Annotated in this window: 21 protein-coding genes; 14 read left to right on the plus strand and 7 right to left on the minus strand. The window is 62.7% G+C overall.

Features of this window, described 5'->3' with window-relative positions:
• Positions 1–281 precede the first annotated feature (281 nt).
• From VFZ97_08235 to VFZ97_08250, 4 genes are all read left to right on the plus strand, one after another.
• Positions 282–1,301 (plus strand): phosphotransferase, encoded by a 1,020-nt coding sequence (locus VFZ97_08235; GenBank protein ID HEX6393416.1) that lies wholly within the window; start codon positions 282–284, stop codon positions 1,299–1,301.
• A gap of 155 nt (positions 1,302–1,456) precedes the next feature.
• Positions 1,457–1,843 (plus strand): Rid family hydrolase, encoded by a 387-nt coding sequence (locus tag VFZ97_08240; GenBank protein HEX6393417.1) that lies wholly within the window; start codon positions 1,457–1,459, stop codon positions 1,841–1,843.
• Positions 1,844–2,362: 519 nt separating this feature from the next.
• Complete coding sequence (locus tag VFZ97_08245; protein HEX6393418.1) at positions 2,363–2,569, plus strand: hypothetical protein; 207 nt, start codon at positions 2,363–2,365, stop codon at positions 2,567–2,569.
• 99 nt (positions 2,570–2,668) lie between these two features.
• On the plus strand, positions 2,669–3,679 hold the full coding sequence (locus VFZ97_08250) for an NAD-dependent epimerase/dehydratase family protein (protein HEX6393419.1): 1,011 nt from the start codon (positions 2,669–2,671) through the stop codon (positions 3,677–3,679).
• A 91-nt stretch (positions 3,680–3,770) separates the two neighbouring features.
• Here VFZ97_08250 and VFZ97_08255 read toward each other — a convergent pair whose 3' ends face one another.
• From VFZ97_08255 to VFZ97_08275, 5 genes are all read right to left on the minus strand, one after another.
• A complete protein-coding gene (locus VFZ97_08255) occupies positions 3,771–3,962 on the minus strand; it encodes a hypothetical protein (protein ID HEX6393420.1) in 192 nt (63 codons plus the stop codon).
• A 7-nt stretch (positions 3,963–3,969) separates the two neighbouring features.
• The gene (locus VFZ97_08260) at positions 3,970–4,260 is read right to left on the minus strand and encodes an adenylyltransferase/cytidyltransferase family protein (GenBank protein HEX6393421.1); all 291 of its coding nucleotides are present in this window, start codon (positions 4,258–4,260) and stop codon (positions 3,970–3,972) included.
• 208 nt (positions 4,261–4,468) lie between these two features.
• Positions 4,469–5,014, minus strand: coding sequence for an NUDIX hydrolase (locus tag VFZ97_08265; protein ID HEX6393422.1), 546 nt, complete (start codon positions 5,012–5,014; stop codon positions 4,469–4,471).
• Between the two features lie 75 nt (positions 5,015–5,089).
• On the minus strand, positions 5,090–5,509 hold the full coding sequence (locus VFZ97_08270; GenBank protein HEX6393423.1) for a GNAT family N-acetyltransferase: 420 nt from the start codon (positions 5,507–5,509) through the stop codon (positions 5,090–5,092).
• A 559-nt stretch (positions 5,510–6,068) separates the two neighbouring features.
• Complete coding sequence (locus VFZ97_08275; protein HEX6393424.1) at positions 6,069–7,097, minus strand: IS110 family transposase; 1,029 nt, start codon at positions 7,095–7,097, stop codon at positions 6,069–6,071.
• A 312-nt stretch (positions 7,098–7,409) separates the two neighbouring features.
• Here VFZ97_08275 and VFZ97_08280 point away from each other — a divergent pair, with 312 nt between their 5' ends.
• From VFZ97_08280 to VFZ97_08295, 4 genes are all read left to right on the plus strand, one after another.
• The gene (locus tag VFZ97_08280; GenBank protein ID HEX6393425.1) at positions 7,410–8,303 is read left to right on the plus strand and encodes an aminoglycoside phosphotransferase family protein; all 894 of its coding nucleotides are present in this window, start codon (positions 7,410–7,412) and stop codon (positions 8,301–8,303) included.
• Between the two features lie 85 nt (positions 8,304–8,388).
• Entirely contained in the window at positions 8,389–8,757 is a 369-nt protein-coding gene (locus VFZ97_08285; GenBank protein ID HEX6393426.1) for a hypothetical protein, read from the plus strand.
• 77 nt (positions 8,758–8,834) lie between these two features.
• Positions 8,835–9,518: a tetratricopeptide repeat protein gene (locus tag VFZ97_08290; GenBank protein ID HEX6393427.1), complete on the plus strand. Its 684-nt coding sequence runs from the start codon at positions 8,835–8,837 to the stop codon at positions 9,516–9,518.
• Positions 9,519–9,600: 82 nt separating this feature from the next.
• Complete coding sequence (locus tag VFZ97_08295) at positions 9,601–10,170, plus strand: hypothetical protein (GenBank protein HEX6393428.1); 570 nt, start codon at positions 9,601–9,603, stop codon at positions 10,168–10,170.
• A gap of 115 nt (positions 10,171–10,285) precedes the next feature.
• Here the strand turns inward: VFZ97_08295 and VFZ97_08300 are convergent, their stop codons facing one another.
• Positions 10,286–10,624: a hypothetical protein gene (locus tag VFZ97_08300; protein HEX6393429.1), complete on the minus strand. Its 339-nt coding sequence runs from the start codon at positions 10,622–10,624 to the stop codon at positions 10,286–10,288.
• 502 nt (positions 10,625–11,126) lie between these two features.
• On the opposite strand from VFZ97_08300, the gene VFZ97_08305 reads away from it, so the two are divergent.
• Positions 11,127–11,678 carry a site-2 protease family protein gene (locus VFZ97_08305; GenBank protein HEX6393430.1) on the plus strand — a complete coding sequence of 184 codons (552 nt, stop codon included), beginning with the start codon at positions 11,127–11,129 and terminating at the stop codon, positions 11,676–11,678.
• A gap of 126 nt (positions 11,679–11,804) precedes the next feature.
• On the opposite strand, the gene VFZ97_08310 is transcribed toward VFZ97_08305, so the two are convergent.
• Positions 11,805–12,281, minus strand: a complete 477-nt coding sequence (locus VFZ97_08310) for a MarR family winged helix-turn-helix transcriptional regulator (GenBank protein ID HEX6393431.1) — start codon at positions 12,279–12,281, stop codon at positions 11,805–11,807.
• 86 nt (positions 12,282–12,367) lie between these two features.
• On the opposite strand from VFZ97_08310, the gene VFZ97_08315 reads away from it, so the two are divergent.
• The 5 genes from VFZ97_08315 (at position 12,368) to VFZ97_08335 (ending at position 16,210) form a co-directional block, all read left to right on the plus strand.
• Entirely contained in the window at positions 12,368–12,880 is a 513-nt protein-coding gene (locus VFZ97_08315; protein HEX6393432.1) for a cupin domain-containing protein, read from the plus strand.
• Positions 12,881–12,909: 29 nt separating this feature from the next.
• Complete coding sequence (locus VFZ97_08320; GenBank protein HEX6393433.1) at positions 12,910–13,308, plus strand: VOC family protein; 399 nt, start codon at positions 12,910–12,912, stop codon at positions 13,306–13,308.
• A 46-nt stretch (positions 13,309–13,354) separates the two neighbouring features.
• Entirely contained in the window at positions 13,355–13,771 is a 417-nt protein-coding gene (locus tag VFZ97_08325) for a VOC family protein (protein ID HEX6393434.1), read from the plus strand.
• Positions 13,772–13,919: 148 nt separating this feature from the next.
• Positions 13,920–14,960 carry a tyrosine-type recombinase/integrase gene (locus tag VFZ97_08330; GenBank protein ID HEX6393435.1) on the plus strand — a complete coding sequence of 347 codons (1,041 nt, stop codon included), beginning with the start codon at positions 13,920–13,922 and terminating at the stop codon, positions 14,958–14,960.
• Positions 14,957–16,210: a tyrosine-type recombinase/integrase gene (locus VFZ97_08335; protein HEX6393436.1), complete on the plus strand. Its 1,254-nt coding sequence runs from the start codon at positions 14,957–14,959 to the stop codon at positions 16,208–16,210. The genes VFZ97_08330 and VFZ97_08335 overlap by 4 nt, the downstream gene beginning before the upstream one ends.
• The last annotated feature ends 73 nt before the right edge of the window (positions 16,211–16,283 follow it).

A 16,283-nucleotide genomic window follows, 5' to 3' on the forward strand; every position in this document is an offset into this window, starting at 1 on the left:
CGCTACCTCCTGCTCAGCCGACTGTTCGACCGGCCGCTTCTTGGCCACATCATCCAGTGTTGCAGTCATCTCCAGCCTTTCTCGCCGAGCTATCAGCTCAGCGTGTCAAGCCAGAAACACCGTTTGGTGGACAGTCCCGCGGATCGCCGAATCGGCATGAGTTGTTGACGTGACAAGCGAACCAGATGTGCGCGCGTTCGGGCGCATCATTCACGAAGGCGCGAGATGAGGATGAGGTCCCTTCACAGACCCGGTATCAGGTCGACGTGTACCTTCGATCGATGACAGTCTTGGCCGAGCTGGTGCGCTCGCATATCGCGCGTTGGCAGTCGGCCAGTGTGGAGATCGGGGTGTTCGGCACGTCGGAGCCCGACCGGGTCGCGGCCTATTTCGAAGTGTTCTGCTTGGAGCACCTCGGGACGGGTGTGCAGTCGGCGCTGTTCTACGGGTCCTCCGCCGGCTGCGTGGCTGGGCTGCGACTCGATGACGCTAGTGAAGTCGTCGTCAAGGCGTATCAGCCCGCTTGGGAGGAAGGATTCCTTGCAGGCGTGGTCGCGGTTCAGGCACATCTGTCCGAGCGAGGGTTCCCGTGCGCCAAGCCGCTGCTGGGCCCAGCGAGAGCTGGCCCCGCTTGGGCAACGGTCGAGACATTCGTCGCCGATCCAGGCATGAAAGCGTTCAGCACGAAGGAAGAGATGAACGCGAGCGCGTCGGGCTTAGGAACCCTGGTCGACGCTTGCCGCCCGCTCGACCTTCCTGCACTCGGCGGTCACCCTCTGAATCCCTCTGCGGACCGACTCTATCCGACACCTCACAATCCGATCTTCGACTTCTCCATGGGCGCCGAGGCGGCCGGGTGGATTGACGACTTTGCGCGAGCAGCCAAAGACGCCCGACAGGTCGACGCAAGCCCGCCGGTCATCGGCCACACCGACTGGTCTGCTCGAAACATCCGAATCGAGCAGGTCGCCCTCGTTGCTGTCTACGACTGGGACTCAATGGCCCTGTGCGCTGAATCGACCCTCGTGGGTCAGGCCGCAGCCACATGGCGGTCCACCGGCGAGATTGACGATCCCATTGCCCCCGATGCCGACGACGTCCTCGAGTACACCGCCGCCTACGAGAAAGCATCTGGTCGGGTATTCGATTCGACCCAGACGCGGGCCACTCTGGCTGCTGCGCTCTGGGTACTTGCTTACAGCGCCCGCTGTGAACATGCACTCGAAATGGTCACTGGCCACCACGTCGAGCGAGCTCGAGCTCGGCTCGCCGACGGTGGCCGGGCCTTCCTGAGTTCCTGATCCGAGAGGGCCGTTGAAGCCGCCCCGATCGCCGAATCGGGCGCGAAGGATGACGCCTGGGACTTAACTTCCGGCGCCGATGTTCTGCGCCGATCCAGCTCCGCTATCTACGATTCTGCTCTCAAGCGCCGACCGCTTGGAAACGGAGGAGCTTCATGCCCCGGCAGATCATCGCAACGTCGGATGCGCCGAGTTCCCCTCTGTTTAGTCAGGGAGTAATGGCCGGACCGCACATACACATCTCGGGCATCGTTGGCATTGTTCCGAGTACGGGAAGGCTGGCAGCAGGCACCGTCGAGGATCAGACACGACAGGCCCTGAAGAACTGCGAAGCCATTCTTCAGGCCGGCGGTGCCAGCTTGGACGATGTAGTTGAGGTCGGCGTACTGCTCACCGACCCCGCTGACTTTGCGGGCTTGAACGAGGAGTACGCCCGCTGGTTCCCTTCTGACCCACCGGCCCGCTACGTCGCCAAGCTCGGCGTCGAGCTGCCCGGTCTACTTGTCTCGATCCGCATGACAGCGTTCACTGCCTCAGACTGACACAGGGTCACCCTGCATGGCGGGGCTAGCCGGGTTCGCCACGATGGTCGTGAGGTCGTCCGCGAGCCGGATCGCCGATTACCAAGCGATCAAAGCTCGCTAGCGACTCTCGACCTGAGCGCACGGTCAGTTATTCGGGGCGCTCCTCGAACTCGACAGCCCACCCTTGTTTTCCGTCCGCCCAGGCTCGGTCCGCGGCGTCGATGAAAGACCAGGAATCGCCAGTACCGAGCAACGGTTCAAGCAGCTGAAGCGGCGCGCGGGTTATCCGGTGTTGCTGTGGCTCCGATGGCTGCTTCGGTGAAATCTCCACCTCATAGGTGCGCCCGATCGGCAGTCTCGACCGGACTCGTCGGATACGAATCATCCCACCATCGTGGCGGATCGGAGTGCGATCAGAGCGCGGACTCGGTCGCGAGGGTTGACGCGGATACGTAACCGGATGGCGGCGCGGTCTGGCATGGCAGAGCCCAAGGATCTTCGTCCTTCCCCCCGCGGGCCGGGACCTATCTTGGTGCCGTGCGCGTCCTCTTTGCCCTCGGCGGCGTCTTCTTGGTGGTGGGCGTCATCTGGCTGGGCCAAGGTGTAGGCCTCATCGGCGGGTCGTTCATGACTGGAGAGACAGTATGGACGGTTATCGGCGGCGCGTGCATCCTTGTTGGGGCTTACCTGGTCCGGGTCGGGTTTCGTTGGCGGCAAGCCGCTTCGCTCGACGAGGAGGAGTAACCGCCTCGCCGTACCCGCCCGGATCGACGATTCGGCTCGACCAGTGCAAGCCCGAACCTCAGAGAGGCAAGTTATTGCACGCGTCTTATGTCGCGGTCGGTGATTGACTGGGTCTGTAAGGACGAGGAGGACAACGTCAACGTGTCGAAGCAGCTTCACGTCTTGGTGTTGGGTGGGACGAAGTTCGTAGGTCGGGCGGTGTCTGAAGCTGCCCTGGAGCTTGGCTACCGGGTGACTCTGTTCAATCGGGGGCTCACCAATGCGGACCTCTTCGATGGAGCAGTCGAGAAGGTGCACGGAGATCGGCAGTCCGATCTCGGCTCTCTGGCAGGACGGACATGGGATGCGATAATCGATGTAGCCGCCTACCACCCGACAACCGTGGCTAGATCGCTCGAAGCCCTAGCCGACTCGGTTGAGCGCTACCTGTTCGTCTCCACAGTCTCTGTGTACGCCGACCAGAGTATCCCTCCGGTGGAAGGCGCCCCTGTGCTCGAACTGGAAGATCCGTCCGATGAGACGCCACTGAGGTACGGGGCTCGAAAGGCGGCATGTGAGGAGCTCGTCACAACGCGCCTTGGCGAGCGCTCCACGATCGTGCGTCCCGGGCTCATCGTCGGCCCGCATGACCCGACGGAGCGGTTCTCCTATTGGCCGCGGCGCATCGCCGAGGGCGGCGTCGTGCTGGCTCCCGGAGACCCGACAGATCCTCTGCAGTTCATCGACGTTCGTGACCTCGGGCGCTTCATGCTGCGGTTGGTCCAGGACAATCGTTCCGGGACGTTCAACGCCACGGGAGCCACGATGGACTTCGCTGCGCTGGTCGAGGCATGCCGGCGGGTGTGCGCAAGCGATGTCGAAGTGGTTTGGGTGCCAAGCCAGAAGTTGCTCGAGGCCGGGCTCACTCCCTGGATGGGCGTCCCTCTATGGATTGGTGATCCCGCATGGAAGGGGGCCAACCGTGTGGACATCTCCAGAGCACTCCAAGCTGGCCTCGAGTTCAGAGACTTAGACGACACAATCAAGGCGGCCCTCGATTCGGAGCCGCCGGATCAGAGAACGACCTTCGACAGTTCGATCGAGAAGAGCCTCCTCCAGTCGCTCGCTTGACCCTGATCACATGACGCCGATCGCCGAGTCACGATCGGCCCGCGGTGGCCCTGGCCGTAACCCGATGCGCTGACAATCTGCCCACGCAGGATCACCGGGATAGCGCCGTATTGTCGCGTGCATTGGCGGTATCAGTGACCCCGGCTGGCACCAGCTTGGTGGCCGTGTCGAGGGCGCCGACCGCTATCAGGGTGCGTACCTGCGACGACGAGATGAACGCTGTCTCCGGGTCCGAGGGGATGAGGAGGGTCGGGAGCCCTTCGCACCCGTTCAAGTAGGTCATCTGTTCTTCATCCACGTGTTCTTTGCCCGCGCTTCTCACCAACACAGTGGCCCCAACCTGGGCGGCGATGTCGATCAGCAACCCCGCTGTGTGCGGCCACCCGCACGTTCGCGAGGTCTTGACACGCTGCCCAAAGCATCTCTAGTCGTTCCGGCACAGAGAACATCGCAGTCCGCTTCTCTGGGTTGGTGGCAACGACCACAACGATCTGGTCAAGTTTCTCGGAAGCGGTGGCGATCAACGCCATGTGCCCGAGATGGACGGGGTCGAAGGACCCGGCATAAAGCCCGACTTCCACGCTGAGAGCGTACCTAGAAGTCGCTTCTGTGAATCGTTCTGATCCTCTCTCAGGCAGGTCGCTGAGCGCTCGAAACGCCGTCAACTCCGTCGCGTCGGCCACTGCTGGATCGTCGCGACCCGCTCGGTATGGAACGTTCGGCGTGCTGATCAGGGTCTTGGTCGTGAGGCGGCGAAGCCCACGGCCGGAACCCTACCGCGTCCAGTGTTCAGCCGAGCAAACCCAAGTGGTCGAGCGCCCGGTATCCGGCCCAGGCGTCTGTTAGTTGGCCCGACCTGACAAGCTCCCGGAACTCCATCATCGAGACGCGGAGTGTCTCGCAGAACTCGTCAGTCAACTCGAGACACGGCTTGCCGAGCGCGCGACAGTCCGTAGCAAGCGCAGCCCACTTCCGTCGGGTGATATTTGCTCCTTGCCAGCTATGACCAAGGATGATCAAGTCCCCCTCGAATCCGGTCTCCTCCCGAAGCTCGCGGGCCGCTGCTTCCGCCGGGCTCTCCCCTTCGTCGACCTCGCCACCGGGCAGCTCGTTAAGAAAGACGCCTGGCCCCGGCCGATATTGGCGGGCAAGTATTACGTCGTGCTCCTCGGTGAGAGCGACAACAGCGACAGCGTCGGAGGCGACCATTAGGTCCCACTTTGTGGCCGATCCATCGGGCATCTCATACGTGTTCGTTACAACATTGATCCAGCGGCTGGGACCAGGGCGCTGATCGATCAGCCGCCACGGACTCCCGGTGGAGTCTGGCTGCACCCCGAGATGCTGACACACCGGGTTGGGAGCCGGTGACGTTATGCACGGCGACTCAAACCCAGACCGCTGTCGAGACTAATCAGGTTCCTGGAGGTGGATCAGACCAGCACCTTGCGGCGGTTGGAACTGACACGCTCCGAGGTAGAAGGGGCGAAGTTCCTTTTCGAAATCGACATGGAGCCACTCGCAGCCCGCCTCGCGCGATTCTCTGACTGCTAGTTCGACCAAAGCGGTGCCGATCCCTTGCCTCTGATACCCCGGGTCGGTTTTAGTGTCCAGAAGAAATGCGTGGTCGGCCCCGTCCCAGGCGACGTTGACGAACCCGACGAGTGAACCCTCAGCAAGGCGTGCCGTTACCCAACCCAAACTGTGCGGCCGGATCTGGTCCCACCATCCGGCTACGGCACGGCCGCCGTGGGATTCAGTGAGAAGAACTAACTCCTGATCGGTGACGGGTGCCCGCCACCGAATCTCAACGTCAACGGGGCCGCTCACGTTGTAAGACAATGCCCGATTCGCACACCCTGGTGCCGACAATATGTCGCGCGTATTGGCCTGCCAGGGGTCCCGGAGCGGGCAAACGAACGCCGTTCCTGAAGAAGCGCTTGATGTCAAGAGTCTTCGAGGGAGTCGAAGTCAGTTTTCTGCCGGCGTTGGTGGCGAGGTTGGTTGCTCAGGGGCGCGCGTGAGCGGCGCTGGGCGATTCCGTTGAATCGTCTGCGGGTGGGAGGGGCGGTCAAGGCCGGCCCGTTAGGGCCGCCCGTAGGGGGAGCCTTGAGGGCCCCGGGGGTTTAGTTGTCGCCAGCCACAATCGGTTCAGGACCGCCGGCGGCGGTCCTTGGTTGACTGTGGTTGGACACAGCGGACCTCACCATTGCTCAACACGTTGAGCGGGGCGACCGAAAGGTGCTCGGCGGCCGGCCATTCCTTCGCGCTGGTTCGCATGGTGTGTTCCGGCCACAGCCAGACGGGCTCACTCAAATAGACGGCCACGCCACGGGTGTGGGGGCCACGGCGTTCCTCGAGCTCGCGTCCTGGCTGTGTCCGAGCCTGTTCAAGCGGCCTCCCGGTTCAGGCAGCGGATCTCGCCGTCCCGCAGCCCGTAGTAGACCAGCTTGAGCAATTTCCTCGCCGCGGCGACCTTGGCGATCTTGTTCCCGACCTTGCCGCCACGCCGCTCGGCGATCCGACGGTAGGTGGGAGCGATCGGTGCTCCGCCGTGGTAGCGGGCGACCGATTCGACCACCGCCCAACGCACGATCGTCGATCCCTGTTTGGTGATCCTGCCACGGTTGGAGGTGGTGTCGGACTCGTGCAGCTTGGGGGTCATCCCCGCCCAAGAGCACAGATGCCGAGCCGAGGCGAATCGGTGCACGTCTCCGATCTCAGCAACCAGGATCGCGGCGGTGATCGGGCCGATCCCGCACAGGGCTTGGATCGCGTTGTAGCCGCGGCCGTCTTTGAGCCAGCTGTGGATTTCGCGTTCCACCATGGCCAGTTCGCGGTCGTAGATCTCTAGCAGGTCCCGCAATGATTCGACCCGCAGGCCGTAAGGGCCGGGGAAGTCCATGTCATCTAGCAGTGACTGGCCTGCGGGTCCGAACATGTCGCCTATCGGCGGGAGGATCCCGAGTTTGGCCATCACCGCGTGCACCTGAGCCTTGGCGGAGGTGCGCAACGCCACCAGCTTCGCCCGGTAGCGGACCAGCTCGCGTAACTCCCGGACCTCGGGTGGGGCGATCCACGCCTCGGGCACATCATTTCGGCGCAACCGGTTAGCCAATTCAGTCGCGTCCTTGACGTCGTTCTTGACCCGGCGAGTGTCCCAATGCAGACCCAGCGGGTCGACCAGATGCACGCGGGCGCCCTCGGCCTGGAGCAGATCGGCTGCCCAATACCATCCGTAACACGCTTCGAGGACCACCTCGGGGTCCGGGCCGGCCTCGGCGACCGCCATCGACAAAGCCACAGGATCGTTGTCGATCTTCAACACATTCAACACGTCGCCGGCGTCGTTCATCCTCACGATCACCGACCGTCGGCGGTGCAAATCGATACCGACATACTGTTGTTCACGTTCCACCAGGGTCTCCTTTCGTTTCCGGGTTGGTGTGGAAACCCCGAGTGTGCCTCGCACCCTCGGATCCCGTCGACGGGAGGAACCCTGGCGGTTCGCAACCGAAATAGCCACGAAGAACCCCTCACACAGCTCGGCGCCCCTGCCCGCTCCACCGGACCAGATCACGCAAAAGCGGCGCTGCGCTTCTTCATGACATCAAATAGGGCGCGACAGTTGACGCGACAACGTAATGGGATGTGCGCGCGTTCTGGGCAGGGTGTCTTAGGGGCAGCAAATGACTTGCGGGGCGCCTGATCAGTGATCAGCTTGGGCAAGATGCCAGTCATCGACACCGATCTCGTCGCCCACCTGTTGGCATCCCAGTTCCCGAACTGGGCTGGGCTGGACTTGCGCCCTGCGCCGCTCGACGGCCACGACAATCGGACGTTCCGCCTCGGTGATGATCTAGCAGTCCGCCTTCCAAGCCACGAGAGGTACGCGGCCCAGCCGGCTCTCGAGCATGAGTGGCTACCCGTCCTGGCGGCGGGCCGACTGCCTCTAGCGATCCCGGAATCCCTCGCACTGGGCAGGCCCGATTGCCAGTTCCGCTGGCCTTGGTCGATTCGGCGATGGCTGCCAGGGCAGACATTGGCGGTGAGCCCGACGCCCATATCAGCGAAGGTCGCCGAGCAGCTAGGGGTGTTCCTGGTAGCGCTCCACAAGGTCCCAACGGCAGGAGCTCCCCGTCCAGGTCCCCAGAACTTCTACAGAGGGGCCTCCCCGGCTGCCTACGACGACGTAACTCAGGCAGCGATTGCCGAGCTTGCCTCTGTCATTGACGATCGGAGGGCGCGTGCGGTCTGGATCGAAGCGACTGACAGCCCGATAGAGGCCGAGCCCGTGTGGGTCCATGGCGACATCACGCCATCCAACCTTCTAGGGACAGACACAACTCTCACCGCGGTGATCGACTTCGGGTGCCTTGCAGTGGCCGATCCCGCGTGCGACCTCACCATCGCCTGGACGGCTTTCGACGGGCACGCCCGAGAGACATTTCTCGGCTTGGTAGACCCAACAGACGGCACCCTCGCCCGAGCTCGTGGCTGGGCGCTCTGGAAGGCGCTCGTCACGCTCCGGCAGGGGCGGCAAGCCGCCGAAGGGTTGAGGCTCGGTTTCGGGTGGCGCTGGCCGGTTCCCGAGATCATCCAACGCGTCTTGTCGAACGGATAAGCAATCCGCTCGTATCGCCGATTCCCGGACGCCTCGCCGTTGACCTCCTCCTCGGCAGGGCCGCTCGGGATGGAACAATCTGTCTGTGGACGAGGACGTGGCCACACAGTCAACTCGGTTGCTTCGGGAGAGCGACGACCCCGTTTGGGTGCGCCTGCGAGAGTTACTGACTGCGAAAGGTCTTGAGCCGGGCCGGATAGCCCTCGCGGACTTCTTCCCAGATGACACCGACATGGAGTTCGGGATCGCGGTCACGCCCGAGGGGCACGTCTACGAGTTTGACTTTCGTTACGGCAAGGGTGACCTCCGCACAGCCGCGGCGACCGCGACTATCTCGGATTGGCGCGACCGAACCGACTGGTGGCGCGACACTCCAAGCCGTCAGCAGATTGAGGCCGCTTTCCGCCTGCTGGCTCGGGAGAGCGCATCGCGCCGAATCCGTAGCGATAGTTGATTTCGCAACCGAACTCGATGCTGCTGTTCTGGGCGCGGTTGAGTCTCGGCGCGTTGGATGCTCAGTAGCCTCGGGTCGTGGAGGACGAGTGGTTTCGGTCACCGGCATGGGACCTAGAGGCTCAGAGCGACTTCGAGGAGCGCCTGCGCCGAGCCCGCTCTCACAGCAGAGGGCAGTATCTGTACATCAAGGGCGAATCTCTCGCCGGGGCAGGAAACCTCACCGCCGCCTACAAGCTTTGGCAACGAGTACTCGTCGAGCACCCCTCTTCGCTTCATGCCTGGACTGCACGCGAGCGCCTCGGTGATGTCGCCCGCCAGCAAGGCCGAATGGATGAAGCCGAGCACTGGTATCGACAACTAATCGAGGCGAATCCGACCCTCAACGCAACCACTCATATGGTCGAGGTATCGCTAGCAGAGATCCTTATCGCGACGAACGAAGACTCCAAGCGAGACGAGGGCATGAGGTTGTTGCAGTCAGCCCTAGATCAAGGTGGCCTTCTCAACAACCAACTCTTTCGCTGGCATCTGGCTCTCATCGAGGCGGCGAGGCAGCTTGGTGACGCAGAGACACAGCAGCGTGCAGCCCGAACCGCCCTCCGCCTCACCGAGAGCGGCCCCAACTTCCCACGGCATCCGACGGTCGGCCTCGTTGAGACAGACAATGAAACGATCCAGCGGTTACGTGCGCTTGCGGATTCCAAGGTGGAAGGTTCGGGGCCGCGGCGGCGTTTGTTTCGGAGAACCACGGGGTCCTAAAGGTGATAACCAGGTTGTGGGCAGACGGGCCCCTCGCATAACAACGAATATCGCGGGCTCGGTTGCGACCGAGGATAACTGAGTGCGCTCACGTTCTGCTCTGGTCAGCGTCCCACTCCTCGTCAACCACTCCGGCCCGGCCACGGGGCAGAATCGGTTTATCGACTCTCCCTACGACCCCAAGTCGTGGCCGTTCACTGAAGACAAGCTGCGTCCCGTTCTCCATGACGGTGAGTCGGTAGTAGCTGAGGCAGAGGTCGGTCCTCCGATCGACCCAACCGCTCACGACCGGGCCTTGAGAGGACTGCTAGGAGTACCGCCGACGCCACGTTCCATTCGCGACGCCCGTACTGCCCGTCGCAACTTGGAAGCCGCGATTGGTACGGCTTTTCCGGTCGTGGAGGACATGGTCCTTGTCCTAACTTCGGAACGCCTTCTCGGATGGGGTCCCTATGGCGGACCTGGGATCCCTGGTTCCGCGATCCTCGACGCTCCGCTATGGCAAATCCAATCAATAACGACCGATTACCTGCCGCTTGGTCCTTTGAAGAATGTCTGCGTCATTATGCAAGATGGAACCTGGGCGACTATCCGGGCCAGCACCCATTTCGCCCACATCTTGATGAATCAGTTCAGACGGCGGAAGGGATAGCTTCATTCCGGACCCATCCCCCTCCGCTCGGAACGCCGATTACCGAGCGCTCCACTTGGCAGCCGGATCTGAGCGGAAGGGCGCGAGACAGATTGTTCTGCGTGCCGTCGAGAAATCAAGCCTGATGCTTTGGGGCGTCTTCCAACCCAGGGATTTCCTCGCCACGCTCGATTCTCAGGGCCATGTCCCGAGCGGCGCCCATCGCATCTTCCTTGGACCGGAAGCCGATGAACGGCGTTGTAACGCCTGGCTCGTACAGAGTCCGTCCCAGAAGTGTGCGTCTGGGACGAGAGACCGTTATCCAAATCTTCCACTGATCGCCCGGAAGCAAGGACCAGATGATCCAGCCGAGCGCCCAGGTGAGAGGTATTTGGATCAGCGGCATACCCCGCGGTACAACCATTATCGAGTACCTAATCCCCGAAGGAGAGTACACGACTCTGGCAGTGTCCACGGTTGCCTACGGTAGTTTCGGAACTACGCCCGTATCGCCGAGTGTGGGGCGCTGGTTGACCTGACAACCGAACCAAATGCGCTGACGTTATGGCGCGGTGCGCTCCGTGGTTAGGGCTCGTCGTGAAGCGTTGCCCAAAGCGAGTCAACACACTCGTTGCAAATCAAGATGATCGGTGCGCCAGGGCGAGCCCCGATCCAATGTTCCTCTGACGGGGGACCCTGATGGAGTTCAGTCGCTATCAGTTTTCCTACCTCCTTCTGCTCCTTCCCGCATAAGGCGCATCGAACCTGATCTGGCTGCGTTCTGCCGGGCATCGTCTTAGTATCGCCGCTACCAAGTCCGACCGGTACGGATCGCCGAATCCAGCGCTGCAGCCGGTCGTAGACCGTAACCGAGGGGAGCGCACATTCTGCGGCGTCGCGCGAACCGCGAGATGAAAGGCGCGAGCCAATGTCACACAAGCGCCAAGGATATTGGTCGGCGGGCTATTGTCCGGCTCGTGTCCTCAGCAGCGTTTATCGCAGCGAGACTCGGTGTATGGGTGCTCGTGCTGTACGTGAGCATAATTATCCACGAAGCGGGACACGCAGTCGCAGCTCTGGCGATGCGAGTTCAGGTCCGAGCGGTCGAGGTGGGAACTTGGAAGCGCCTAGCCACGTTTCACGCCGGTGGGGCGGCCGTAACCTTCCGACTACTGCCAATCAGAGGATTCACGTCAACGACAACAGTTCCCCGGTCGAGAGCCCGGTATGTCGTTTTTGCGCTCGGGGGATTGATCGTCAACATTCTTTCGATTGCAGTGGGTTGCCTCCTGATCGGAAGGCTCGGGTTCGTTGCCGTCATCTTCGCCTTGGTTAACGGGCTCGCGTTCGTGGAAAACTCCTTGCCACTCGCCGCCCGTCCGCCATTTCGGCAGCGCCCATCCGATGGCTGGGTAGTTCTCACGTTGACTCGCCGTCCAGACGAGCTTCTGAAGGCACGGCCCAAAGCACCCCCCGTGACCGCACTCGTCGACGAGTTGAAGAACTGGAAACCACCCAGCGCAGAGTAGCGGCCGAGGACGGCTAACGCCGGAGAGCCGTTGGCTCGCAAGAAACTCCGCAATCCATCCCTATCGCCGAATCGGGCGCACGTGTCCAGGCCGTGGTCGTGGTCGTTATGTGCCTTCCCACTGGTGTTAAGGGAGGGGCGACGGAGCCTCAGGGAGTTGCTCGCTCAGCATTTCGAGGGAGCTGTGCAGTTGGGCGAAGCGCTGTGTTCCCAGGATCTCTTCGATCCGTAGCTGGGCGGCCCCGGCCTCTTCATAGATTGTCTGCTGGAGTCGCCGTCCTTTGGGAGTGAGCCGAATCACGCGTGCCCTTCGGTCGACGGAATCGGGCACCCGCAAGAGGTACCCGTGTTGTTCCAGGTGCCCGAGTAGCTCGTTGACCGATTGCTTCGTGATTCCCCTCCGGTCCGCAAGTTGGCTTGGACGTAGTCCGTCGAGGCCCGGATAGCGCCAGAGCCCTACGTGGGCGGCGTTCAGATCGTCGTATCCCGCCGCAGCGACGCCCGCATAAAGCTGGTCGCGGACCCATTGCCAGACGACCCCGAACAGGGCGCCGATGTAGGGACTTGGCTCGCCGTCGGGGCGGTTGGAGATACTGGTTGACACAGTCGTAAGGATACCTTACTGTAGCCGTATTCGTAAGGGATCCTGACTATTGGGGCCAGGTCCCTCGCGAGGAGGAGGTAGCTGAAGTGACGACGGCAGTAGTTGACGCCCCCGAGGACGAACACGGCGAGGCTTGGTGGTTCCTCGACACCTTGGTCGTTGAGCACCGCTGCGCTACCGGCATGAACACAGTCGTGTTCGAGATGACCTTGCCAGTCGGCGCATCGCCACCGCTGCACGTCCACGACAACCTGGACGACACCTGGTACATCCTCGAGGGCCAAATGGTGGTGCGCTGCGGCGACGACGAGTTGTTGGTTGGAGCGGGGCACTGGGTGTCTATGCCTCGTGGCGTGCCGCACACGTTCCGGGTCGTCGGCGATCGCGAGGCTCGCATCCTGCTCGTGCACGACAACGCAAGCTTCCGGGACCTGATTCGAGAGATCGGGGTGCCGGCCCTCGCGCGGATCGTGCCGACCGAGCCGGTATTTCCGGCGATGGACGAACTCGCACGTATCGCCGAAGCCCATGATCTCAGGCCGATCGGGCCCCCCCTCAGTGCCGAGGAAGCCGACCAAATGCTAGCGACCACTCGCTGAGGCCAAGTTCGCCGTGAGAGGACCACACCATGCCTGAAATCACCTCGATACACCACGTTTCACTCACCGTCACCGACCTTGACCGCAGTGTCGCGTGGTACAAGGAAGTACTGGGTCTGGCGGAGCTCATGAGGGAGGACCATCCCGACGGTACGGGATACGCCATCGTCCTTGGCAAGCCGGACTTCTCAATGTGTGTGGGCCTGCACACACACTCGGACAACGCATCCGAACCATGCAACGAGACGCGGACTGGGCTCGATCATGTGAGCTTCGGGGTCGCCCAACGTGCCGATCTTCTCACCTGGGCAGAACACTTCCAAGCGCTGAACGTGTTCCAGTCACCGATCAACGATCGAGAGGGGTATGCGGTGCTCGTTTTCCGCGATCCGGACAACATTCAGCTCGAACTGATTTCGATGGGCTGACGACCTGCAGAACCCTCGACCGTCAGTGACGACCAGGAGTGCACCAATGGGTACATCGAAGCTGAATGTGACGGGCATCAATCATTTGGTGCTTCACGTCACAGACCTTGATCGTTCAAAGGCGTTCTACATGGAGGCACTGGGCTTGGATGACCGCGGATCGGTTCCGGGTATGAGGGCCTCCTTCTTGCGCTGCGGCATGCAGGGCCTCGACCTCTTCGAAATGGCCGACCGCGACGTACACGGCGGCGAGGAGCTGAACCACATCGCCCTGAACGTCGACGTCGTCGACGTCGAGTTGCTCGTAGCGGGACTTACTGAGGCTGGTATCGAAGCCTTCGAAATCACACCACGCAACTCGGTGTTCATCTCCGACCCAGACGGCCACCGGATTGAGATGCTGCCCATCAACGCCAGCGAGCGGGACCACGAGCGCGAAAATGCAAGCGCGTTGGGACGGTAGCCCAGCGGGGATCTCATCGCGGGGCTCAACACCGATTGATACCGAAAGGGGAGGCATCCCATAACTGCACTTATACGGGTGATCCACCTGCTGAGCGACTCGCCCGGGGAAAATCTTCCTGGGCGGAGCTCGGACAGGGAGGATCATCATGGTCTGGTCTCCGCAGGTTCGCCGGATCGCCCGTGAGGGCGGCGGCGAGCGCTTCGTTGTTGGTCATCGGCTGGTGGACGAGTTCTTGGAGTTCGCCGCGAGCCGGGCCCGGCCGAACACGGTGCGGGCGTACGCGCACGATCTGAAGGCGTTCTTCACGGTCGTTGGCAAGGAGCCGGTGGAGGTTCGCCCGGCGGATGTGATGGGGTTCGTGACCGCACAACGCCAGCCGCGGCCGGGCACGGAGAAGGTGGTGCGGATCTCGGATCGCGAGTCGGGACTGTCGATGTCGACGATCCGCAGACGCCTGGCTGCGGTTTCGGCGTTCTACGGGTATCTGATAACCCGCGGCGATGTCGGGGTGGAGACCAATCCGGTCCCGCGGGGTTTGCCAACTCGGCGAACGCGACGGGAGTTGCGTGGCCAGCCGCTGGTCCGGGCGGTGCGACGTCTGCCGCGCATCTTGGATCCCGAGGAGCTCGCCGCTTTGATGGGAGCGCTTCGCACCGATCGGGATCGGGCGATGGTGCAGGCGATGGCCTTGGGCGGTCTGCGTCGAGCGGAGGTGATCGGTCTTCGACTAGAGGACCTGCATCTGGGTGAGTGGCGGGTGTTCGTGAACGAGGGCAAGGGTGGCCATCAGCGGCTGGTGCCCGTCTCACCGAGTTTCTTCACCACCGTGGCTGCCTACATGAACAAAGAGCGTCCGGCGAACGCGCCGACCGACCGGCTGTTCGTGGTGTTGAAAGGAGCGCGTCGGGGTCAGGCGCTGTCGATCGAAGGGTTGGACGAGATCATCTCCGGTGCCCGGGCTCGCGCCGGTCTGGTGCATGGCACCTGCCATGAACTGAGACACACCTGTCTGACCCGGCTACGCGAAGCGGGCATGTCAATCGAAGCCCTGCAGGCCCAAGCCGGGCACCGCTCGATCGCTTCCACCCAGCTGTATCTGCATCTGGGTTCGGACTGGCTGGCCGATGAGTATCGCCGTGCCGCTGAGGTCATCGATGCCCAAGCCGCTGTGGGGATGGCCCGATGAGCGCCGCCGGTGCAGAGGCAGGGCTTCCCTGCAACGGACCACTGCCGCGGGAAACCTCTTGGGATGAGATCGCAGCGCGAGCACCGCAAATGGTGGCGGCCATGATGGCCTACCTCGAGCAGGTATCGGTCTCTCATCGGGCTACCAGCGTCGAGGCCTACTCACTGGCCTTGCGCCACATGGCCGCCCATATAACAGCCTCCGACCCGACCTGCCTTCGAGTGGCCGACATCAGCCGAACCCACATCGAGGACTACAAGCTGGCTCTAGCTGCGCGACCGGGACGCAAAGGCACGCTGTCCAAGACCACCATCCGCCACAACTTGGGCATGGTCCGAACCTTCTTCGAACGGATCATCGACTGGGACTGGGACGACGCGCCACGCAGAGTTCCGATCTTCGCCGGCGATATCCCCAAAGCCGACGAGCCGCTCCCGAAATTCCTAGACGACCCCACCGCAGCGAAGTTCATGGCCACCCTCGCCACCGATCCCGACCGTCGCCGCCGTCTCCTGGTCGAGCTATTGGCCCGCACCGGGATGAGAGCCGGAGAGCTCGGAGGCCTGCGTGATGACGCCATGTACCGCGTCGGCGACACCTGGTGGTTGCGCATCCCGATCGGCAAGCTCCACAACGACCGCAACGTTCCACTCCACCCGCTGCTGGTCGGGCTGATCACCGACTACCAAGCCTGGCGAGGACCATCACGCAACGGGTTCCTGCTCGAACGCGACGACGGCAACCCCTTCGATCGTCGCACCATCCACCGCTACGTGGCAGCTGTCGCCCGCCGAGCCGGTGTCGGAAGAGTCCACCCTCACCAGCTGCGCCACACCCTGGCCACCCAGTGCCTCAACCGGGGGATGAGCCTTGAAGCCATCGCCGCGCTATTGGGTCATCGCTCACCGCGGATGACCTTGGTCTACGCCCGGATATCCGACACCAACGTCGCGGACCAGTACTTCAAAGCCACCCAAGCCGTCGAAGCCGACGCCGCCACAGCAGCATCAGCGACCGACAGCGAGTCAACCCGAACCCATCCCCGGCTTCTCGCCAACGGCCACTGCACCCGTCCCCTTGAGCTCGACTGCCGCTTCCAGACCATCTGCGAAGGGTGCGGGTTCTACAAGACCGACGTCGAGTTCGTCGACATCCTCCGCCGGCAAAGAGACGACGCCACCGCCCACGCCGACGCGCTCCGCACCAAGCTCTACGACGGCCTCATCAAGGTGATCGACGCCACCTCGTGACCCCTCGACAACAAGCACCAGATCTGCTTCGATAACCCTCGCTCCGCAGGCCCAGGATCACCCGTGTAACTGC

This window comes from Acidimicrobiales bacterium (assembly GCA_036378675.1).
Lineage (GTDB): Bacteria > Actinomycetota > Acidimicrobiia > Acidimicrobiales > Palsa-688 > DASUWA01.

Excerpts from the sequence above, each read along its gene's own strand:
- VFZ97_08330 (HEX6393435.1), top strand. The coding sequence starts at position 13,920 with ATGGTCTGGTCTCCGCAGGTTCGCCGGATCGCCCGTGAGGGCGGCGGC.
- VFZ97_08280 (HEX6393425.1), top strand. The coding sequence starts at position 7,410 with ATGCCAGTCATCGACACCGATCTCGTCGCCCACCTGTTGGCATCCCAG.
- VFZ97_08325 (HEX6393434.1), top strand. The coding sequence starts at position 13,355 with ATGGGTACATCGAAGCTGAATGTGACGGGCATCAATCATTTGGTGCTT.
- VFZ97_08335 (HEX6393436.1), top strand. The coding sequence starts at position 14,957 with ATGAGCGCCGCCGGTGCAGAGGCAGGGCTTCCCTGCAACGGACCACTG.
- VFZ97_08320 (HEX6393433.1), top strand. The coding sequence starts at position 12,910 with ATGCCTGAAATCACCTCGATACACCACGTTTCACTCACCGTCACCGAC.
- VFZ97_08235 (HEX6393416.1), top strand. The coding sequence starts at position 282 with ATGACAGTCTTGGCCGAGCTGGTGCGCTCGCATATCGCGCGTTGGCAG.
- VFZ97_08255 (HEX6393420.1), bottom strand. The coding sequence starts at position 3,962 with ATGACCTACTTGAACGGGTGCGAAGGGCTCCCGACCCTCCTCATCCCC.
- VFZ97_08240 (HEX6393417.1), top strand. The coding sequence starts at position 1,457 with ATGCCCCGGCAGATCATCGCAACGTCGGATGCGCCGAGTTCCCCTCTG.